At 58.4% G+C, this 18,712-nt stretch carries 19 protein-coding genes and 2 pseudogenes; 8 read left to right on the top strand and 13 right to left on the bottom strand.

Features of this window, described 5'->3' with window-relative positions:
* Window positions 1-288: pseudogene (locus tag R6U20_RS02875) on the bottom strand (hypothetical protein); the annotation flags it as partial.
* Window positions 289-361: 73 nt separating this feature from the next.
* Window positions 362-577, bottom strand: a complete 216-nt coding sequence (locus R6U20_RS02870) for a KTSC domain-containing protein (protein ID WP_410336366.1) — start codon at window positions 575-577, stop codon at window positions 362-364.
* 471 nt (window positions 578-1,048) lie between these two features.
* On the opposite strand from R6U20_RS02870, the gene rpsF reads away from it, so the two are divergent.
* The 3 genes from rpsF (at window position 1,049) to rplI (ending at window position 2,187) form a co-directional block, all read left to right on the top strand.
* Window positions 1,049-1,408 carry a 30S ribosomal protein S6 gene (gene rpsF / locus R6U20_RS02865; RefSeq protein ID WP_410336365.1) on the top strand — a complete coding sequence of 120 codons (360 nt, stop codon included), beginning with the start codon at window positions 1,049-1,051 and terminating at the stop codon, window positions 1,406-1,408.
* Between the two features lie 74 nt (window positions 1,409-1,482).
* Window positions 1,483-1,692, top strand: a complete 210-nt coding sequence (rpsR, locus tag R6U20_RS02860; RefSeq protein WP_410336364.1) for a 30S ribosomal protein S18 — start codon at window positions 1,483-1,485, stop codon at window positions 1,690-1,692.
* 48 nt (window positions 1,693-1,740) lie between these two features.
* Window positions 1,741-2,187: a 50S ribosomal protein L9 gene (rplI, locus tag R6U20_RS02855; protein WP_410336363.1), complete on the top strand. Its 447-nt coding sequence runs from the start codon at window positions 1,741-1,743 to the stop codon at window positions 2,185-2,187.
* A gap of 354 nt (window positions 2,188-2,541) precedes the next feature.
* Here the strand turns inward: rplI and R6U20_RS02850 are convergent, their stop codons facing one another.
* The 3 genes from R6U20_RS02850 to R6U20_RS02840 are packed head-to-tail and all read right to left on the bottom strand — an operon-like array spanning window position 2,542 to window position 7,084.
* Window positions 2,542-3,852 (bottom strand): amidohydrolase family protein, encoded by a 1,311-nt coding sequence (locus R6U20_RS02850; RefSeq protein ID WP_410336362.1) that lies wholly within the window; start codon window positions 3,850-3,852, stop codon window positions 2,542-2,544.
* A gap of 50 nt (window positions 3,853-3,902) precedes the next feature.
* Window positions 3,903-5,303, bottom strand: coding sequence for an amidohydrolase family protein (locus tag R6U20_RS02845; protein WP_410336361.1), 1,401 nt, complete (start codon window positions 5,301-5,303; stop codon window positions 3,903-3,905).
* Window positions 5,304-5,356: 53 nt separating this feature from the next.
* Window positions 5,357-7,084: an amidohydrolase family protein gene (locus R6U20_RS02840; protein WP_410336360.1), complete on the bottom strand. Its 1,728-nt coding sequence runs from the start codon at window positions 7,082-7,084 to the stop codon at window positions 5,357-5,359.
* Window positions 7,085-7,684: 600 nt separating this feature from the next.
* Here R6U20_RS02840 and R6U20_RS02835 point away from each other — a divergent pair.
* The 5 genes from R6U20_RS02835 (at window position 7,685) to R6U20_RS02815 (ending at window position 12,577) form a co-directional block, all read left to right on the top strand.
* Window positions 7,685-9,367: an ATP-binding protein gene (locus tag R6U20_RS02835; RefSeq protein WP_410336359.1), complete on the top strand. Its 1,683-nt coding sequence runs from the start codon at window positions 7,685-7,687 to the stop codon at window positions 9,365-9,367.
* Between the two features lie 57 nt (window positions 9,368-9,424).
* The gene (locus R6U20_RS02830) at window positions 9,425-10,681 is read left to right on the top strand and encodes a PAS domain-containing protein (RefSeq protein WP_410336358.1); all 1,257 of its coding nucleotides are present in this window, start codon (window positions 9,425-9,427) and stop codon (window positions 10,679-10,681) included.
* Window positions 10,682-10,794: 113 nt separating this feature from the next.
* Window positions 10,795-11,223: a response regulator transcription factor gene (locus R6U20_RS02825; protein WP_410336357.1), complete on the top strand. Its 429-nt coding sequence runs from the start codon at window positions 10,795-10,797 to the stop codon at window positions 11,221-11,223.
* Window positions 11,224-11,388: 165 nt separating this feature from the next.
* A complete protein-coding gene (locus R6U20_RS02820) occupies window positions 11,389-11,823 on the top strand; it encodes a hypothetical protein (RefSeq protein WP_410336356.1) in 435 nt (144 codons plus the stop codon).
* 145 nt (window positions 11,824-11,968) lie between these two features.
* On the top strand, window positions 11,969-12,577 hold the full coding sequence (locus R6U20_RS02815) for a hypothetical protein (protein WP_410336355.1): 609 nt from the start codon (window positions 11,969-11,971) through the stop codon (window positions 12,575-12,577).
* 7 nt (window positions 12,578-12,584) lie between these two features.
* Here the strand turns inward: R6U20_RS02815 and R6U20_RS02810 are convergent, their stop codons facing one another.
* The 8 genes and pseudogenes from R6U20_RS02810 to R6U20_RS02775 form a co-directional block, all read right to left on the bottom strand.
* Window positions 12,585-14,318: an ATP-binding protein gene (locus R6U20_RS02810; protein WP_410336354.1), complete on the bottom strand. Its 1,734-nt coding sequence runs from the start codon at window positions 14,316-14,318 to the stop codon at window positions 12,585-12,587.
* Between the two features lie 140 nt (window positions 14,319-14,458).
* Complete coding sequence (locus R6U20_RS02805; RefSeq protein WP_410336353.1) at window positions 14,459-15,535, bottom strand: class I fructose-bisphosphate aldolase; 1,077 nt, start codon at window positions 15,533-15,535, stop codon at window positions 14,459-14,461.
* A gap of 194 nt (window positions 15,536-15,729) precedes the next feature.
* Complete coding sequence (locus R6U20_RS02800) at window positions 15,730-16,521, bottom strand: hypothetical protein (protein WP_410336352.1); 792 nt, start codon at window positions 16,519-16,521, stop codon at window positions 15,730-15,732.
* An 80-nt stretch (window positions 16,522-16,601) separates the two neighbouring features.
* Window positions 16,602-16,904: an ABC transporter permease gene (locus R6U20_RS02795; RefSeq protein ID WP_410336351.1), complete on the bottom strand. Its 303-nt coding sequence runs from the start codon at window positions 16,902-16,904 to the stop codon at window positions 16,602-16,604.
* The gene (gene hisF / locus R6U20_RS02790) at window positions 16,901-17,692 is read right to left on the bottom strand and encodes an imidazole glycerol phosphate synthase subunit HisF (RefSeq protein WP_410336350.1); all 792 of its coding nucleotides are present in this window, start codon (window positions 17,690-17,692) and stop codon (window positions 16,901-16,903) included. The genes R6U20_RS02795 and hisF overlap by 4 nt, the downstream gene beginning before the upstream one ends.
* Before the next feature lie 48 nt (window positions 17,693-17,740).
* Window positions 17,741-18,106 (bottom strand): annotated as a pseudogene (locus R6U20_RS02785) (DUF5615 family PIN-like protein).
* Between the two features lie 3 nt (window positions 18,107-18,109).
* The gene (locus R6U20_RS02780) at window positions 18,110-18,355 is read right to left on the bottom strand and encodes a DUF433 domain-containing protein (protein WP_410336349.1); all 246 of its coding nucleotides are present in this window, start codon (window positions 18,353-18,355) and stop codon (window positions 18,110-18,112) included.
* Between the two features lie 46 nt (window positions 18,356-18,401).
* Window positions 18,402-18,712: HisA/HisF-related TIM barrel protein (locus tag R6U20_RS02775; RefSeq protein ID WP_410336348.1), on the bottom strand; the 311-nt coding region annotated here is incomplete at its 5' end.

Genomic DNA, 18,712 nt, shown 5'->3' with positions numbered 1-18,712 from the left:
GGCCCGCTTGCTCTCCGAGATCTCCGCACTTCCCCAACCGCCTCTCGAAAACCGGCTTAGATGCCCACAGCATTCCAGCCAGATGGACCGCAGGTAGGCATCCAGATCTTGCAATGTTGCGGATCCTTTCATCTCCAGATGAAGCCAGAAGTCCGTGCTCCGGGCAGCGTAGACCTGCAGGTGATACAGGTCTTGCTTGGCCTCCTCCTGCTTTTGAGCCGCTTCCTCGATCGCATCTTGCCGTGCCGTGCAGGAAGGCAGATGCCTCGTTAAGCCGCCCTTTGTCATTTCTCGCTCACAAAAGGTGCATTTTCCCTTCGTCTGTTTTCTTTGAGCCATATTGCTTTAACTTTTAACGTTTCTACGAACTTACTTTGTAGTACGGGTACACGTCGATCACATGCGCACGCATGAACCGACCCTTCGAATCGGCTTCAAGCAACTCCTCGTACGTTTCTTTATCCACATCTTGATAGCGATAAACACCTCCGCTGTTGAACACCACCTCCAACTCGCTGGCATCGTCATCGTACCCAACGGCGTGGATCATACTTGACTCAACGGTAGTCAATTGCATCAGGACTTACGCAGTTGCAATTCACGAATGTCATCTCGTCGCGAGGCTCTGCCTCGTGACGCCGTCGTTTAGGGGCTCTGCCCCGTCCACAGGCAGGAAATGGCGCCCCTCGGGTCAAGTGCGTAACTCCTCTGCATGGAAAACCTCAATTTGTTCAGAGTCAGGCGCTTTCTTTATCGGTGATATTCCAGTTGGTTGAAAACGTTCTCCGAGAACGCGTTGTGCTATGCGTTCAGAAGGCACAGAGCTCCCGAGCATCCAATTCGTGGCTATTTCAATGCATGGAAGCCACATTCTGCACGAGGCGCGGTATGTATACGCTGTCACAATGCATCGCAGATCGGTGTTTACAGACTGAGTGCGATGGCTGTGATCCCTGCTCCGACGGGTTCTGCATCTGTGTTTTGGCACTGCAGAACTGCGCACCGGGGCGTGAACATCCGTTTCATTCCACAGGGATAAATTTCTCTTATGGCTTCCGAAAACATGTACGAGCTGACCTACATCATCAGTGGGGTAGCTCAGCAGAATCAGGTTGACGACATCGTCAACTCCGTCAATAAGTTCATCCGCGAGCACGGCACGCTGGAATATGTCGACGAGTGGGGCAACCAGCGCCTCGCCTACGAGATCGACAAAAAGCGCAGCGGCTACTACGTGAACCTGTACTTCAAGGCCGAAGGCAAGGTCGTGCCGCAGCTTGAACGCCAGTTGCAGCTGAACGACCAGATCCTGCGCTACCTTACGCTTCGCATGGACGCGAAGATGATCCGCCACTACGAGCGCCAGCAGAACACGTCGGCGGTCGAAGAAGCTGCTGAAGATGCGTAAGTGTCTTGAGGATGCGCCCAAATGCTGCATCCGGCGGTCTCGTTTTTTGTATCCTGATTCTCCGATTCACTGTTATGGCTCGTAACGACCAAGATTTTGAACACGTTGAGTACGTTGACTACAAGGACACCGAGTTCTTGGAGCAGTTTACGAACAACCAGGGCAAGATTCTGCCCCGTCGCGTAGGCGATGTACCCGCCCACGTGCAACGCCAAATTACACGCGCCATCAAACGCGCTCGTCACCTGGCGCTGCTGCCGTACGTCTCCGACAACGTGCGATAGGGCACACCGGGGTTCTTGCTTGTTGACCACTACTCATTTTAGCACATTATGGACGTTATTCTACTTCAAGACGTTGACCACCTGGGCTCGAAAGGCGAAGTCCACGAAGTGGCCGACGGATACGGACGCAACTATTTGATTCCACAGGGCATGGCTCGCATGGCCACCCAGGGTGCCATCAATCAACTGAAAGAGGAGCAGCGCCAGCAAGCGCGTAAGGTTGCTGCCAAAAAGGAAGAGGCCGAGCGCGTGGCGCAGGAGCTCGAAGAAATGCAGGTCGTCTTCACCGCCAAGGTGGGCGAGGACAACCGCATCTTTGGCACCATCACCACACAGCAGATTGCGGTAGAGCTCGCCAACCGCGGCTTCGAAATCGACCGCCGCGACATTGAGCTGCATGAAGACATCCGCGTGATTGGTGCGTATAAGGCCAACGTGAAAGTGCATTCGGATGTGGATGCTACGCTCGACATCCAGGTGATTCCGGAATCGTAAACACGCGGCCACGGCTTCTCGTGGCACCGGCTCCATCCAACCACTAAACGCCTGCTGTGCATCCCGCACGGCAGGCGTTTTTGTGTTGAAACGACTGTTTTAAACGAACTCTGGTAGCTGTTCAATGCTAAGTGATGGAAAGGGTGAGCCTGTAGCCGGAGAGCCTGTGCCGGACGCTTTCGGCACTGGAAGCGCTGCCCGAGGCAGGCGAACGGGGGACCGTTCGCCTCAGCAAAGGTTTTATCAGAAGGGCTATCACTTAAGATCTACGCGCTACCCGAACTCTTTTTTTCTTTTTTGGCAATGCCTCATGATGCAGGCAATACCAAAAGCATTCGGTCTTACGTAAGGCCTCTACTTCTCCAGCCCTGGCGAGCGGTTCAAGAACTCGTCGTAGAGGTCAGTATGGCGGGATTCGAGCGGTACGTCGTATCCATTAATGAACAGCCGCGTGATCTGGGTGGCCGGCTCGAACGGATCGCCGTCGGCCACAAACAGCGTGGCCTGTTTGCCTACTTCGAGCGAGCCCAACTGGTCATCGACGCCAAAAATGCGGGCGGGGGTCAGCGTAATCGCTTCGAGGGCGGCCTCCGGGTTCAGGCCATGCGCAGCGGCAAATCCGGCATGGAAGGGCAGGTTGCGCACATTGCTGGCCTCGCCCGTACGCAGCGCCACCGTTACGCCCGCGTCGTGCAGGCGACTGGCATTGGCGTAGGGTGCATCGTAGCGGTCAGAGGCGCGGGTGGGCAGTGCAATGACTGGCCCGGTAAGCACCGGCACGTCGGCATCCGCAATCGCATCCGCCACACGCCAGCCCTCAGAGACCCCGCTCAGTACGATCTGATCCAGAATCTCACGCTCCTCGGCCCATTCCAGTGCATCCAAAATATCATCCGCCTTGTCGACCTTCAGCATGATGGGCTGTTCGCCAGTTACAACGGGCACGAGCGCGTCGTACGCCGGAGCATACTCGGGCAGATGCCCGGCTTCGCCCGTTCGCGACTGGATCGTTGCGTAGAGCGTAGCATCGTCCCAGAGCGTATTCAGTTCGTCGAGCGCCTCTTGCGCTTCCTCTTCGATCTCATCTTCCGAGCGCGTATCGCTTGTGCCGCGGCGCCCGGTGGAAGGAAAGTTCAGCACCATATAGCGCACGCCATCTACGTGCATCTGCTCAGGCGTGTAGCCGATCAGGTCAATGAGCGCCGCCTGTCCGGGCCATTGCCCGCCGCTGGGCTCGGCAATGACCGTGGTGACGCCGTCTACGCGGGTGACGGGAATGGCCACGGAGTTGGGGTTTACGGCAGTTAGCGCGTCCATATGTGGCGTCAGATCGCCAATTTCGTCGTAGTCCTGAGTTTCAGAGAGCGAGCTCACCTCCACAAGCCCGAGGCGTGTGCCGCTGTCGATGAAGCCCGGATACACAGCGTGGCCTTCGGCATCGTGGCGGGTGGTTACGTCGTCTGGGATCTCCACGTCGGAGCCAAGCGCGGCAATGGTATCGGCCCGAATAACGAGCGTGCCGTTTTCGATGATACCGTCGGATACGGTGACGAGCCGGGCGTTGGTAATGGCAATGTCGGTGCGCTGGGCGGGTGCATTCTGGGCATGGCTAAGCGTGGGGATCCACAGGGTCAGGCTCAGCAAGCAGGTTACGAATCGAAGCATGAGGGGTGGGTCAAAAGCGAGAGAAAGAGCGCGGAGGCAGCAGGTGCGCGTTAGTCGTGCAGATGCAGCCCCGTTTCGGTAGCGTGCAGGTGCGTGCTACCAGCTTGTTGCATGCAGGCGCCGTGGCGGGTGCCCGTGTCGTGCCAGACCACCGTTTCTTCGACCACCGATTCTGGATCGACCTGCAGGCGCATGTCGTCGGGGTCATCGTCGCGGTCGAAGCGGACGATGCCATCCACGTAGGTGCGCTGCGGCACCGCGTAGATCGACAGCGGGTGCTCGCTAAAGAGGGCGAGATCGGCGTCTTTGCCTTCTTCGATCGAGCCCACCCGGTCGTCGATGCCCAGTTGCTCGGCGGCATTGATGGTGATAAGTGCAAGCGCCTCCTCGTCGTCCAGTTCGCCGTAGCGCTGTGCCTTTGCAGCCTGATGATACAGGTGGCGGTTCAGGTCGGGCGAGTCCGAGTTGATGGAGGTGTTGACGCCATTTCGGGCAAGCACCGCCGCGTTGTAAGCAGTCGAGTAATACACCTCGAACTTATAGGCCCACCAGTCCGAGAAAATCGACGCGCCCGCGCCAAACTCGGCCAGCTCTGGAGCGACCTTAAACCCTTCGTTGACATGCTGAAACGTGATTTCATCGACATCGAAGTCGCTAAGCACATCCATCAGCATCAGGATCTCGTCGGCGCGGTAGGAGTGCGCGTGCACCATCACCTCGCCACTGAGGATGTCCGCAATTACGTCCAGGCGCTCGCTGTGCGGCGGTGGGGCATCTCGCTCGCCGGCCTCGTGCGCATCCTTAAGCGCCTGATAGCGTTGGGCTTCGGTAAAGGCTTCGCGGATCACCGAGGCCACGCCCATGCGTGTGCGCGGCACAATGTTGCTGCCTTCCCCATGCACGCGAGTCGGGTTTTCACCTAGCGCAAACTTGATCGTACGCGGGGCTTCGTCCATGCGCAGCGCATCAGGATTCGTCATGCCGTAGCGATGCTTAATGGTTTCGTTCTGCCCGCCAATGGCGTTGGCAGAGCCATGCATCACGTGCGAGGTCGTTACGCCTCCAGCCAGGGCACGATAGATACGCACATCGTAGGGGTCGAGAACATCTCCAACGCTAACCTGCGATGTGACGGGGCTGGTGGCCTCGTTCACATCCGAGATCGCAATGTGCGAGTGGGCGTCGATAATGCCAGGCATCAGGTGCATTCCGGTGGCATCATACGTGTCCACCCCACCCGGCGCAGCGAGATCCGTGCCAATCGACTCAATGCGCCCGTCTTGCACCAGCACATCGGTGGTTTCGAGCGTGCCATTGGTTACGGTGTGCACCGTGGCATTTTGGATGAGCACGCTGTTCGGCGCATCGGCGCGCAAGCGGTCAGGACCGGGCTGTGCGGTGCTCGTCCACACCAGGCCAAAGCTAAACAAAAGAAGGAAAACAGTTCGCATAGGGGGATTCGGGGCGAGAGTGCAAAAACAAAAGGGAAGAGGCCAGACAGATGCTATCGCTCGGGCGGCGTGCGCTGTCCGGTGACGTCGAGGCTCATGCCGCCGGCCGACATACGGCCATCAAACGCGTCATTCTCGACCGTGCCGGATACGCGGGCGTCGCCCATTTGGCTACCGGGCACGACAAACGAGAGGGTTTCGCCGTCGAACGAGATCGACTCCAGTTGCTCCTCGGAGCCGTCGGGCCCAACGACGGTGCCGCTTAAGCCCTCTGCATCCCCACTAAGGGTAACGTCAATGTCGACTTCACCTTGTGGGGTTTCAAGCGTCATCGTCCATGCTCCAACGACAGCCTCTACATCACCCGTAACTTCGCCTTCATCGCTGGAGTCTTGCGTGTACAGGTGACCGTCTACCACCACGTGGCGGATGCTCGTGTCTTCATCGAAGAGCGGGGCATCCGTAACCACGAGGTTGCCAATGAAGCCCGGTGCAACGCGTCCAAGTTGGCGGTCTACCCCGAAGGCTTCGGCAGGTACGGTTGTGAGGGAAGCGAGCAGCGCATCTTCGGGCATGCCGCTGTCGCGCAGAGTACGCAAGCGGTCGTGCACATCACCGGGGGAGGTGTCGTGCGTGGTGAGCCCGAACGTGAGGCCTGCCTCGTGCAGCGTAACGGCCTGGCTGATATGGCGCTCTTGCTCTGCACGCAAGCGGCGCATCAGGTTGGTACGCTCGCGATCGAGTTCGAGGCCCGGGCCTACCTGAAACACCGGGTCGGGGTCAGGGCGCTCCGCATCGGTGGTGTCGGAGGGCAACTCGGTGGGCTCAGGCAGATCCAACGAGAGAAAGAGCGGGGCATCGGCCTCTTCGAGCGCGTCTACCGCTTCAAAACCGGTTTTCAGGTTGGCCAGCATAAGCGGGAAGCCCAGTTCCTGCTTCAGGTCGAGTACGCGATGGATATCAAGCGCAGAGGGCGCGGCAAAGACAAGGGGCTGCTCGCCCGAAACAGCAGGCATGAGCGCTGTGTGAGCGTCATCGCGTGGGGGACGAGGCTGGCCCTGGGGGTCGCTATCGTACGCTGCTTCGAGCTGTTGGCGGCGGTCGGCTTCCCGCATCACCTGGCGCATCATAGCAATGACGCCCATGGTTGTGCTGGGCGAAACGACATTGGGCCACGAGCCACGGGCCCCCCGAAACTGGGCGAACTGGCTCAGCTTATCTACGAGCGTTGCGGCTTCGGCATCGGCCCCATGGAACGACACAAGCGCCCCCTGCCCCGGCAGCATGCGCCCTTCCGGCACAACGTGTGCAGCCGTGAAGCCTTGGGCCCGCAGCTGCTCAACGCGACCCGCTGTAGGATCGAAGAACGCGGTTGCGCGCCGCTCGGGCTGCACCCCGGCTCGTTCGGGCGGCGGATTACCCGGATCCTCAACGGTGTCGTCGTCATCGGTATCGGGCATGTCGATGCCCGCCTGCGAGAAGCCATCGATAAATCCCGCGTAGATATACAGCGAGTCGGCTTCGATGACGCGCGCATCGTACGGAATGTCCGCCTCTGCATCTACTGCGCGAATGACGCCATCACGCACCACCACCGTAACCCCTGTCTGCTCCGTACCAGGAGCGCTTACGACCGTGGCATTCTCAAACGCCAGTGTACGAGTTACCGCGGGGCGGTCCGTATCAGACTGCGCATAAACCAACTGAAGAGGAAGGGCGAGGAGCACAGCCACCAGCAGTGCAGCACGGGCTACGGGGCGTACGAACCAGGAAGAGAGCATGAGGGTGGGGCGTGTGTGAACGTCGTAGTGGAGTGCGTTAGAGGAGACCGCTTCATAACATAGGAGCTACCCGTAGCAATATCAGGGACGTTCATGACAGCACGAAGGCAGCGAGTAACAATATGGTGATATTGGCGCCACACGCCGTTGCCTATCCTGCTTATCCCAAATCCGATTGCAGTCTTGCCATACCGCTCCCCTGCAGGGCACCGGACTGGAGGAGGTGCCGACATCTGAAATATAATCACTACGCATTGGCCGACGCCCCAGTCATGTACTGCTCTGTCAACCCTGAAAGGTTGGGTTCGAAAGGTTGGGTTCAGATGCGTATTTTCCCCTCCATCCTACCCTTCCTCCCCGGGGAGGAAGGAACTGTGAGGGGCCCCTTCCCAAGTCCCCCTCAGAGGAGGGGGATTTAGGGGGAGGGATTCCATACTATCACACAACCCGAAAAATTATCCTTGACAGAGCAGTACTGTTGCTGATTCGATACCCTCTTTGGATCCAGAGAAAACGAAGCACAAGAATGTTATAAACAAGCGTTCGGCTTACAGGGTAAAGGGGCATAACATTACGTGTCATGCCATCCATCCTTGCCGTATGCCTGCCCCCCACACCGAAACGTCTGGTTCGGAACGGTCTATCGTAAAGCTCGACCTTGAGCAATCGCCGTCCTCCCACTTCGACGTAGCTAACGATGCCCGTTTGGCTGCGCTACGGCGCTACCAGAGCGTATACTCTCCTCCAGAGGAAGCTTTCGACCGCCTCACGCGTTTGGCTGCCGATCTGTTCGACGTGCCGAATGCGTACATCAACTTCATTGGGCATCACCGGCAGTGGACCAAGTCCTACGTCGGGGAGAAGCACCCTCCAGAGGTCGGCTTCGATCTTTCGTTCTGCGTGCACAATGTAAAAAGCGATGGCCCTATGGTCGTAGAGGATGCCCACACCGACGAACGGTTCGCCAACAACCCACTCGTAACGGGCGAACTGTCGGTCACCGATACGGAAGATGCGGGGAAAGATACAGAGGGTATCCGCTTCTACGCGGGCGTGCCGCTGAAAACATCAGACGGCTATCGCCTCGGATCGATCTGCGTGATGGATACGGAGCCACGTACGCCCGACCCCAAACGCATCAAGCAGTTAGAAGACCTGGCGGCCATTGCGGTTGATGAACTGGAACTGCGCGCGGGGTACCGCTACCACGAAGACATCTTGGAGAGCATTACAGATGCGTTCTTTGCGCTAGACGATAACTGGACGTTCACATACGTCAATCGCAAAGCCGAAAAATGGCTGCGGCGCGACCGGGAAGAGTTGATTGGCACCAACATCTGGGACGCCTTTCCTGGCGCGGTCGATCTGGCGTTCTACGAGCGTTACAAAAAAGTGATGGCAGAAGAACGCAGCATTCAGTTCGAGGCGTACTTTCCACCGCTCGACAGCTGGTTTCGAGTACATGCTTATCCGTTTCGAGAGGGCATGTCGGTTTACTTCAGCGATGTAACCGAGCGCAAGAAGTACGAGCAAGCCCTCCAAGAAGCAAAGCAAGCGGCAGAAGAGGCTCACGCCTCCAAATCACGGTTCGTAGCTGGCGTAGCCCACGACCTCCAAACGCCCCTTAGCGTGATTAACATGCAGTCGGAACTGCTACGGTCAGAGGCCGACGAAACGGCACCCGAGTATGTCGACAACATTCAGTCGGCCACTACGCAGTTGCAAAGCATGGCCAGTTCGCTGATGGATCTGGCCCAGCTTCAGAACGACGGACTGCCAATGGACACCGAAGTACACGACGTACGAACAGTCGTGCAGTCGTCTATCTCGGCCATTAAACTGCATGCTGAACAGCAGCACATTACACTATACAGCGAAATTACAGCGGATCCCTTACGCGCCGATGTGCACACCGAGTCGCTACGCCGCGTGGTTGACAATCTGATTGCAAATGCCATCAACTACAGCAATGCCGAAGACGGTGTCACGGTGTATGCTGAGTCGGGGGCGACCCCTCCTCCTGTAGTACCCGGCGGCCACGATGCTACCTCGCTGCAACGGGAAAACACCGTACGCCTCACCATTGCCGACACCGGGCCTGGCATTCCCAAGGACATGCGCGCGGACCTTTTTGAACCGTACGTGCGCGGCGACCGTGGTACGGGTAGCGGGCTTGGACTTACCGTTGCCAAAGAACTTACCGAGGCAATGAATGGCGCTATTACCGTGCGTTCAGCAGAAGGCCAAGGCACCGCCTTCTACGTATTCTTGCCTGCTGCATGAGTGCCGCCTCATACAGTCCCCTGTTCTGCCCTGCCGTACCTCTTTCCCCAAGATGCTATGAAGCACCCCGACACGCCCTCGTCTGCATCATCGCATCGGTCTGACCACGATAGGGGCTCTACCTCGTCTGCCTCCTCCGATAAAGCCCTTTCCAAAACCATGTCTTCCGGCGCAGACTACAGCCCACGCGGCGGAGCTGATCTACACGAACTGGTAAACCGGCTACCGGGGGCTGTGTACCGGTGTACCTACGATACCGCCTGGACCTCCCTTTACATGGGCCAGGGATTTAAACATATCTGCGACTTAGCCCCTGATACGCTCGACCCCGCCGGTCGATCATTCAAGGACGTTGTCCTCTCCGAAGATCTCGATCGGATCCGCTGCGCGGTGCGCACTGCCATTGAGGACCGCAGCTACTACCGGGTTGAATACCGCATTCGAAGCAACGACGAGTCGATCCGATGGGTACAAGATAATGGGCGGCCCTCGTTTGCCGACGACGGCTCGGTGCGCTGGCTCGACGGTATCTTGCTCGACATCACCGAGCGCAAACAGGTACAAGAAAAGCTCATAAAGGCTGAGACTCAGGTGGAGGCGAAGGTCGAAGCCCGTACCACCAAGCTGCGCAAACTCTCGACAGCGCTCACCATGGCTGAACAACGCGAGCGGTCGCAGATTGCCAGTGCCGTGCACGATGATCTGCTGCAGTACCTGTATGGCATCCAGGTGCAACTGCGCATGCTTCTTGATGGCCTGGATGGAACCGGCGACCTGGATGCCTTACTCGTTTCGCCAGAGCAGGTCGATCAGCTGATGAACGAGGCGATTGATGCAGCGCGCAAGCTGACTCTGGACCTTGCGCCTCCTGTGCTTGAAAGTGATGGCATTATCGAGGCGCTGCAATGGTTGCGTTCGCACCTCAAAAAGCGCCATGCTTTTACTGTTGAACTCGAAGATCAGACGGAGGGCATCTCCTGTGCAGAAGAAGTACGCACTGTGCTGTTCCGCGTAACGCGCGAACTGCTGCTCAATGCGTGCAAATATGCCAACGTGCAGGCAGCACGGGTGCACGTGTACACGCACAACCATACGCTGCATTTAGATGTAGTTGACGATGGAACAGGTTTTGACCCAAGCGAGGCCTTGCAACGAAGCACGGAGGGCAGCGGTCTATGGAAAGCCCGCGAGTGCCTTCGCTCAATCGACGGAACGTTGCAGGTTAAAGCCAAACCAGGCGAGGGGACCCATTGCACCATTCAATTGCCCGTTGATGCACTCCACCCGGATGGCTCCACCCCTCCTGCATCGTAATTCGACAGTGTAGTACTGCCGAGATGTGCACCGCACCGGTTCCACGTCTCTTGTGCCGCTTTCGACGCCTGTACTCACCTTTGTGTATTTCCATTCACCAAACACATACCCTCATGGCTTACGCAATTTACCTGGTTGAAGATCAAGACCTGATGCGCTCTTCCATGCGCACCTACCTGTCTTCGGAAGAAGATTTTGAGGTGGTGGGCACAGCCGACAGCGGCGAAGCGGCACTCAACGACCTAACAGAGGCCTCGGCTCCCCCCGATGTGGTACTTGTCGATGTAGCACTACCAGGCATGAGTGGTATCGAACTGGTACATAGGCTGCGTGAAGCCCATCCGGATCTTGTATGCCTCATTCTGTCGGGGCATGCCGAAGAGGCATATGTAGAGGCCGCCCATGGGGCCGGAGCGCAGGGCTATGTCATGAAGGGCAAACCGAACGAGTATATCCGCGCCATCCGGGCCACGCTCGCAGGTGATAGCTATCGTAGCGAAACGGTGGCCTCCATGTGGGATAACGCCCAAACTACCTCGTAGCGTCTGGCCTCGTAGCGTCTGGCCTCGTAGCGTCTGGCCTCGTAGCGTCTGTGTGCAGGCGTCCCGTGCCAGGCATTTGGGGGATGCTTGCTGGTAAGTCCCCACACACATTTTTCACCCATCTTCATTACTCGTGCTCTTTTGTTTCTTTTTTGATTCAACTGTATGACCGACCGCGAACTAAACGATCACTTGGCTGCACTTGTACGTGTTACTTCCGAGGCGCACGAGCGGCTACGAGGCGTACAAGATGCACTTGCAGTAATCAAACAAACGGCCGCCCGTACGCTTATCGAAGACCCCGGAAACATTGACCCAGGGCGTGTGGCAAACCAAGACGTGTGGCGTAAAGAGGCCAGCCTAGTATCGCGCCGGACCACACTGCTCCTTTGGAAAGCAGCAGCCCTGCTCAACGAAACAGCCAGCGAGTTGCGTCCCACCATCGAAACAGCCCCCACGTCTACCGCTGATGGAGACAACGGATCGGAAACAACAATGGACGGAACTGTCCAGACGATAGACGAGGCATCGGGCGAAGCGTCTGATGCTAAGACCGAGCCTTCAGCGTCCAACTCGCCACGCGCTTCCACTCAAAAATAGCTTCCACAAGATGTATTCCCTCGGATAGCATCCGCTGAACAGCAGGATCTAAACAGAAGAATGCTGCCGAAGGCCAAATGCCTTCGTATCCCCTATTCGTAATGGTTTTCCTGGTTGCGCCTTGTCTGATATGCCCTCGACCGACATGCAAAACTCCCTGAATGCGTTAGACACGCGCGACATTACCCTGCCCCGGCGGTTATGGTCGTGGCTGGTTACGCAGGCGAAAAAGAATAACGAGTCGGTGGATGAGGTGGTCGCCCACCTCATCGAAATGCACCGACACCCCGAGGTAGCTCCCCCTGACTTGAACGCCTCGAACACATCGGCAGAGGACAAGACCCAGACCGAGCAATCCACGCCAGAAGCTGATGTGCAGGACAAAAAGACCGACTCCTCACGTCCGCAGGGCGCGCCGCCTCCGAGTGCCAACCCTGCTCCACAGCCTACCAACGCCGAGGATACCCAAGGCGGCGGGCCAGACACTTATTCGGCAGCCGATCGGCTCCGAAAAGCCAGCGACCGCCTCCAACGTCTGATGCGCGAGGAAGAGAAGAGCGACCAAGACAGGTCCTCTGCTTCCCGCTACGATGCCGGCACCCAGATCCAGGAACTGCTCAAGAATAACGACAAGCTCAAAACCCTGGAGCCCCCGGAGCCTACCTCAAGAAAAAATCCAGACGAAGGGGTTTCCATGTTCGACATGGCCGCCGGTGCAGACAACGAAAACGACGAATCCGACCCGCAAGCTTAGTCTTTTCTCAACGCTGCAGTTTTAGATTCTCCACACGCTGTACCACCTCTGAGCGCTCCATCGACCGGTATGGTTCAGGGAGCAAAGCCTTGCTCGTACACTCCAAAACAGCAGCCAGCGTCTGGAGCTCGATTTCTTGGGGATACGTGGGCGGGATGAAATCCTGCACAGTCGTTTCCAGAATCTCGGGCGTCACTTCAGTGCCTTCGGCGGCCGCCCGAAAGGACGCACGGGTCATGATGGCCTCCATGTCCGCTCCGCTAAATGTGCGGTCGCCAGTACGCAGGCGGTCGGGTACGTCGTCGAGAGGAAGCGACACGCCGGTGCGTTTCATCATGATCTGGAGGAGCTCTTCGCGGTCTTCGCGAGTGTGCGGATAGAAGAGCGCCAAGTGCTCCTCGGCGCGGCCCTGTCGCTTCAGGTCCACCGGCATAAGATCGGGGCGGGCGGTCATGAGGAAGAACAGGACGCGCCCGCGATGCTTCGGATTGCTCATGAACGAAACGATCTGGCTGAACACACGCTGCGACACGCCCGAGTCGCCTTGCGCGTTGCGGTTTCCGAGGGCAGCATCCGCCTCGTCGATCATAACGGCGACGGGGGTCATCGCTTCCAGCAGATTCAGGATCTTCTCCAGGTTCCCCTCCGTCACGCCCTGCCACTGCGAGCGGAAGTTCTTGAGTTTGACCATCGGGATGCCAATTTCGCCCGCAAAGCAGCGGATGAGGAACGTCTTTCCGCATCCCACCGGCCCACAGATCAGGTAACCCATGGGCATCACATCAGGACGGTTGGCGCGGAGGGCGCGGGCGGCCTGGCGCAGGTGCGTTTTGGCTTCGCGATGCCCGGCTACGTCATCAAGCGAGAAGTCCGTATCCACAAACTCGAGCATACCGTACGCCTCCGCCTCGATAAAGTCTTTGCGGAGTTCGGAGAGCCGCTCGAACGTGAGAGCATTCTTGTTTTCGAGGACATCGGCGAGGATCGTGCGGAGTTGCGTGAGGTTCAGCCCCGAGGTTGAATCGCCCAGCGTGTCGGGGGGCATCTCGGCGTGCTCAGCGTATGCGTCGGTGCGGTCGCCAATGTACCACTGTGCGTATTCGGTGCGGGCCTCATCGTCGGGAATGGGTACCTGGATCTCAGCGGTGTGCGGGCTCTGCACAAGCTGCTGGTTCAGGTCGGTCAGGTTTTCAGTGACGAGGCAGAGCGTAAAGTCGTGATCCAGAAGCAGCGGGTCGCGCGCCCATTTTTGCAGGTAAACGAGCGCCTGCCGGTCTTCCGCCGAATACATGGCGGCCTCGGCCATGGGCACGATCGTTTCGGCATAGTCGATGATGCAGGCCATGCGCTTGCCTTTGGCGAGGCGCAGGCGGAAGTAGTTCTCCAGCAGCGCAAACACGCGCGTGGGCTCTTTGGGAAGCTTGCGCTGATAGTCGGTCCCAAAAATGCTATCGTAGCCCGACACCGCGCGGTTAAAGTCGCGCTGCGAGGCCTTATCCGGAAAGTGCAGCCCCGACGAGCGGTCGTACTGCACAATAAGGTCGCGCGCAGCAAACAGGTCGTCCGTCAGAAAGCGCGAGAGCGGCACATACGTAGACGCGCCGGTATCCGGATTGGTGGTGCGGATGACGTCGCGCACGTCGCCGTGCAGCAGAAACGTGGAGATGGTTTTCGTGAGATACTTTTGGCCCAGCTCACGGGCCCAGTCAGGATAGTGCGCCGTCGGAGCATCAGTCGCCATGGGGAAGCAGCAAGGTTTGAGGTGAAACAGAAACGCGTACCACGACGCCCCGTGCGCATCCCCCGAAAACGGGCGGAGGCCACACGGGGCGCAGGGTACAGCAGTGCATTCGCAGCACAAGTGTACGAACCGCAAGCGCGCTACGCCACGGTAACACTATCATCGAGATAGACATCTTGCAGGGCGTGCACGACCTCAACGCCTTCGTCCATTGGGCGCTGGAAGGCTTTGCGACCGGTGATCAGGCCCATACCGCCCGCACGCTTGTTAATAACCGCCGTGCGTACCACCTGGGCTTTGTCATTTTTGCCCGAGCCACCGCCCGAGTTGATGAGTCCGCAGCGCCCCATGTAGCTGTTCATGACCTGATAGCGCGTCATGTCGATGGGGTGCTCGCCCGAAAGCTTCGAGTAGATGCGCTCGTCGAGCTTGCCGTAGCTGGAGTCGCCCATGTTGAGCGCGCGGTAGCCGCCGTTCAGCGTAGGCTGCTTCTGCTTCACGATGTCGGCTTCAATGGTGACGCCGATGTGGTTGGCCTGGCCGGTGAGGTCGGCAGAGGCTTCATAGTTGTCGCCCTCGATTGTGAAGTTGCTATTGCGCACGTAGCACCACAAGATCGTGAACATGCCCAGTTCGTGGGCACGCTCAAAGGCACGTGAAACCTCTTCAATTTGGCGGGGCGACTCATCCGAACCGAAGTAGATGGTCGCGCCTACGCCCACGCATCCCATATCGAACGCGGCATCGACGCTGGCATAGAGCGTCTGGTCGTACGTGTTCGGGTACGAGAGCAGCTCGTTGTGGTTGAACTTGAGGATGAACGGAATCTTGTGGGCATACTTGCGGGCCATGCTGCCGAGCACACCGTACGTGGTGGCCACGCCGTTGCATCCGGCCTCCATAGCCAGCTTGATGATGTTCTCCGGGTCGAAGTACATCGGGTTTGGAGCGAAGGAGGCGCCGCCCGAGTGCTCAATGCCCTGGTCGACCGGCAGGATCGACAGGTAGCCGCTGCCGCCGAGGCGTCCATGATCGAACAGTGCCTGCATGTTGCGAAGCACACGCGGGTTGCGGTCGGAGTCTTTCCAGACGCGGTCTACAAAGTCGCCGCCGGGCAGGTGCAACTGTTCTTTGTCGATCATGCACTCGTGTGTGAGCAGGTCTTCGGCCTCGCTGCCAAGGAGGTCTTGAATGTCGGTGGTCGGGGTGTCAGCCATAATCAGAGAGGGTGCGCTGTGAGATAAACAAACGGGAACAGAGTCGTGCACGCAGCACCTCGAAGGGACCGAGGGTACACGCATCACCTAAGATACAAGTCAGAAAGGGCGCTGTCCACCCCTTAGGTGATGAAGATATGCAGGTTTGGCGGAGATGACAGATGGTATGTGGCGAGATAGGGGTGTTTCCGTCATTATATGCCGAAATACCGCAGCAGCGTGATATACACAGCCAAGAGCCCAAACGCCCACATGACACGAGAGGTGACGTAGTTCTTGACCGTAGCCTCCAGTTGCTGAAACCGGTTTTTCTCGCGCGCATCGGCCTCGTCGAAGCGCTTGTCTACCTGGGCAAAGCGCTGATCTACTTGAGCGAAGCGCTGGTCCACCTGGGCGAAGCGTTCATCTATGCTCCGTTCCAGGGTATCAAACCGCTGATCCATCTGGGCAAACTGCTTATCTACCTGGGCAAACTGCTTATCTACCTGGGCGAAGCGTTCATCCATGCTCCGCTCCAGCATATCGAAGCGCGCATCTACCTGAGCAAACCGCTCGTCAACGCGGTCAAAGCGATCATCGATGCTTCGCTCCAGAGTATCAAACCGCTCGTCAACGCGGTCAAAGCGATCATCGATGCTTCGCTCCAGGGTATCGAAGCGTGCATCCACCTGGGCAAATCGTTCGTCGGTGTTTTTGCGCTGGGCATCAAACCGAGCTTTGATGAACTCTTTCTGACCATCGAAGCGGGCTTCGATGTACTCTTTCTGGGCATTGAGGCGTGCATCGGTGTCCTCTTTCTGGGCATCGAGCCGCTCCTCGATGCGGTTGAACCGCTCGTCGACGCGGCGCTCCAGGGCGTCGAGGTCGTCTTTGGTTGCAGCGGCGGCTTCCGCATCCCGTAAGAGATCGGTAAGCCCCTCGGCTTGCTCCTCACTGAAGCCGAGTGCCTTCAGGCGTTTCGATGCTTTCAGGGTGTCGATGGGCATAGAAACGGTGTGCTGGTGCTACAAACCCGATGATACAGATACGACATCCCATACCGTGCAAAAGCAATGAAGGTTCGGGCTTATTCCTTCTGATCCGGGTACTCATCAGGGTACTTTTCAGAAGGATGCCGTCGGTGGCGCTGGGCATACAGGTCTTCGCCCTCCTCAACACGCCGCGCTGCTCGAAGCTGCATATACGCCCCGATGCCGGTGCACAGCATCACGAACGCGATCAGCGCGGGCCAATACGGGGCTTCAAATCCGAACTGCGCGGCTCGAATATCGGGGTAGCGGATGGCTTTGTCGATCAGCCAGGCGGTGATGCCCCCCCCAATAAGGACGAACGTGAACGCGCCAATACGCAACAGGCGAGCAGGATTCATGAGTGGGAGGTGGGAACGGTGCGAATGGGGCGAATCGGGAGGTCGGCGTCGAGCAAGAACGTCTTGGCTTCTTCCACGCTGTACTCGCGGAAGTGGAAGATGGAGGCGGCGAGTACGGCATCGGCGTTGCCGTCGCGGAGGCCGTCGCGCAGGTGCTCCAGCGACCCGGCCCCGCCCGAGGCAATGACGGGGATGCGCACGCGCTCGCTGATGGCGCGTAGCAACGCGTTGTCGTAGCCGGACTTGGTGCCGTCGCGGTCCATGGACGTGACGAGCAGTTCGCCCGCGCCGCGCCGCTCGGCCTCTTCGGCCCATTCGAGCGCGTCGAGCCCGGTGGGCTTGCGTCCGCCATGCACGAACACCTCCCAGCCGTCGCCGTCCTCGCGCCGCCGCGCATCAATCGCAACAACGATGCACTGCGAGCCGAAGGCTTCGGCCCCTTCGGTGATGACGTCTGGCGTTTTGACCGCAGCGGAGTTGATCGCAATCTTGTCGGCGCCGGCGTGCAGCATAGCGCGCATGTCGCTTACCGTGCGAATCCCGCCGCCTACCGTGAGCGGAATGAACACTTCGTCGGCGGTGCGGCGCACCACGTCGTGCATGATAGCGCGGTCTTCGTGGGTGGCCGTGATGTCCAGAAACACGAGCTCGTCGGCTCCGGCTTCGTTGTAGAAGCGGGCTTGCTCAACCGGGTCTCCGGCATCGACCAGATCCACGAAGTTGACGCCTTTCACGACGCGGCCTTCATCGACGTCGAGGCACGGAATGATGCGTTTGGCTAAGGGCATGTTGTTTGGAGGGATGGACGGGTGGAGGGATGGACGGGTGGAGGTTGGTTATCCGGCTGGAATCGTGCGAATTCGATAACGGTCGGGCTCGACAACGCAGAATGTATGCTGAAAGTCGGACGAGCTACGCGACGTGATGAGTGCGTCCAGTGTGGCGTGTACGGCGTCAACAGTCAAAGGCGACATGCGAAGCAGAATGACTCCGGTGCTACCGACTCCAAGCAGAAAAACCAACGCCCCAAAATCTTTGTCGCGGGTAACCATGATACGGTTCAGTTGGCTTGCACGCCTGAGAAGTTAAAGATCCGTGGCCTCTTGCATGCCAAGCGATCGCGCTGTTTCAACGTTGTGGCCATGACTGCGAAGCCAGTCAACCGTTGTTGCGTATACATCCTGGTCGGCAAGAAATTGCATGGGCTACGGGGCCACAATGTGGGTTTCCTCTGTCTTGATCATCTCCGTAGCATACCAGACGCATGCTCTCACGTCATTCTCAACCAAATCAGGATAGTATTCTGTAGTGATCTGATCAAACGGAATCCCTTCCTGAACCAACTCCAGCACGTCCGTGATGGGAATGCGGGTTCCGGCCACGCAGGGCTTGCCGAAATGTACATCCGAGCGGACTTGTATGCGATCGCGGTATGAGACAGACGGTGGCATGGGGCTGTGTGCTTCTTCGTGAATGGAGAAGACGATTGCAGATGCATCACTGCAACACCGAAGGATCACGCAGTGGGGCGGTGGAGAAGGTGTCGAGGTCGATCTCGTCTTTTTGGTTCCAGCCCCAGAATTGCTGGCAGGGAAAGACATTCTCGTAGAGCGCCTTGCCCACGATCACCGAGTCGACACCGTAGCGCGCCAGCGTCTGGATCCGAAGCAGGTCTTTGTGCGCTCCCACGCCGCCCGAGGCGGTTACCTTCGTCGTTGAGAGCGCTGCGCCCATCGTGCGATATGCCTGCACGTTGGGCCCCTCCATGGTGCCATCGCGGCTGATGTCGGTGTACACAATGCGCGAAA

It is taken from the genome of Longimonas sp., assembly GCF_046498435.1.
Classification (GTDB): Bacteria; Bacteroidota; Rhodothermia; order Rhodothermales; family Salinibacteraceae; genus Longimonas.
Note: the sequence above shows the minus strand (reverse complement) of the source record. Positions and strands in the feature narration are given on the sequence as shown.

Bases quoted from the DNA above. Each gene is read 5' to 3' on its own strand.
- R6U20_RS02850 (WP_410336362.1), bottom strand. From the start codon at position 3,852: ATGCTTCGATTCGTAACCTGCTTGCTGAGCCTGACCCTGTGGATCCCC.
- R6U20_RS02780 (WP_410336349.1), bottom strand. From the start codon at position 18,355: ATGCCACCGTCTGTCTCATACCGCGATCGCATACAAGTCCGCTCGGAT.
- R6U20_RS02815 (WP_410336355.1), top strand. From the start codon at position 11,969: ATGCAAAACTCCCTGAATGCGTTAGACACGCGCGACATTACCCTGCCC.
- R6U20_RS02810 (WP_410336354.1), bottom strand. From the start codon at position 14,318: ATGGCGACTGATGCTCCGACGGCGCACTATCCTGACTGGGCCCGTGAG.
- R6U20_RS02845 (WP_410336361.1), bottom strand. From the start codon at position 5,303: ATGCGAACTGTTTTCCTTCTTTTGTTTAGCTTTGGCCTGGTGTGGACG.
- R6U20_RS02830 (WP_410336358.1), top strand. From the start codon at position 9,425: ATGAAGCACCCCGACACGCCCTCGTCTGCATCATCGCATCGGTCTGAC.
- R6U20_RS02835 (WP_410336359.1), top strand. From the start codon at position 7,685: ATGCCTGCCCCCCACACCGAAACGTCTGGTTCGGAACGGTCTATCGTA.
- R6U20_RS02800 (WP_410336352.1), bottom strand. From the start codon at position 16,521: ATGCCCATCGACACCCTGAAAGCATCGAAACGCCTGAAGGCACTCGGC.
- rplI (WP_410336363.1), top strand. From the start codon at position 1,741: ATGGACGTTATTCTACTTCAAGACGTTGACCACCTGGGCTCGAAAGGC.
- R6U20_RS02795 (WP_410336351.1), bottom strand. From the start codon at position 16,904: ATGAATCCTGCTCGCCTGTTGCGTATTGGCGCGTTCACGTTCGTCCTT.
- R6U20_RS02805 (WP_410336353.1), bottom strand. From the start codon at position 15,535: ATGGCTGACACCCCGACCACCGACATTCAAGACCTCCTTGGCAGCGAG.
- R6U20_RS02840 (WP_410336360.1), bottom strand. From the start codon at position 7,084: ATGCTCTCTTCCTGGTTCGTACGCCCCGTAGCCCGTGCTGCACTGCTG.
- R6U20_RS02820 (WP_410336356.1), top strand. From the start codon at position 11,389: ATGACCGACCGCGAACTAAACGATCACTTGGCTGCACTTGTACGTGTT.
- R6U20_RS02870 (WP_410336366.1), bottom strand. From the start codon at position 577: ATGCAATTGACTACCGTTGAGTCAAGTATGATCCACGCCGTTGGGTAC.
- R6U20_RS02825 (WP_410336357.1), top strand. From the start codon at position 10,795: ATGGCTTACGCAATTTACCTGGTTGAAGATCAAGACCTGATGCGCTCT.
- rpsR (WP_410336364.1), top strand. From the start codon at position 1,483: ATGGCTCGTAACGACCAAGATTTTGAACACGTTGAGTACGTTGACTAC.
- hisF (WP_410336350.1), bottom strand. From the start codon at position 17,692: ATGCCCTTAGCCAAACGCATCATTCCGTGCCTCGACGTCGATGAAGGC.
- rpsF (WP_410336365.1), top strand. From the start codon at position 1,049: ATGGCTTCCGAAAACATGTACGAGCTGACCTACATCATCAGTGGGGTA.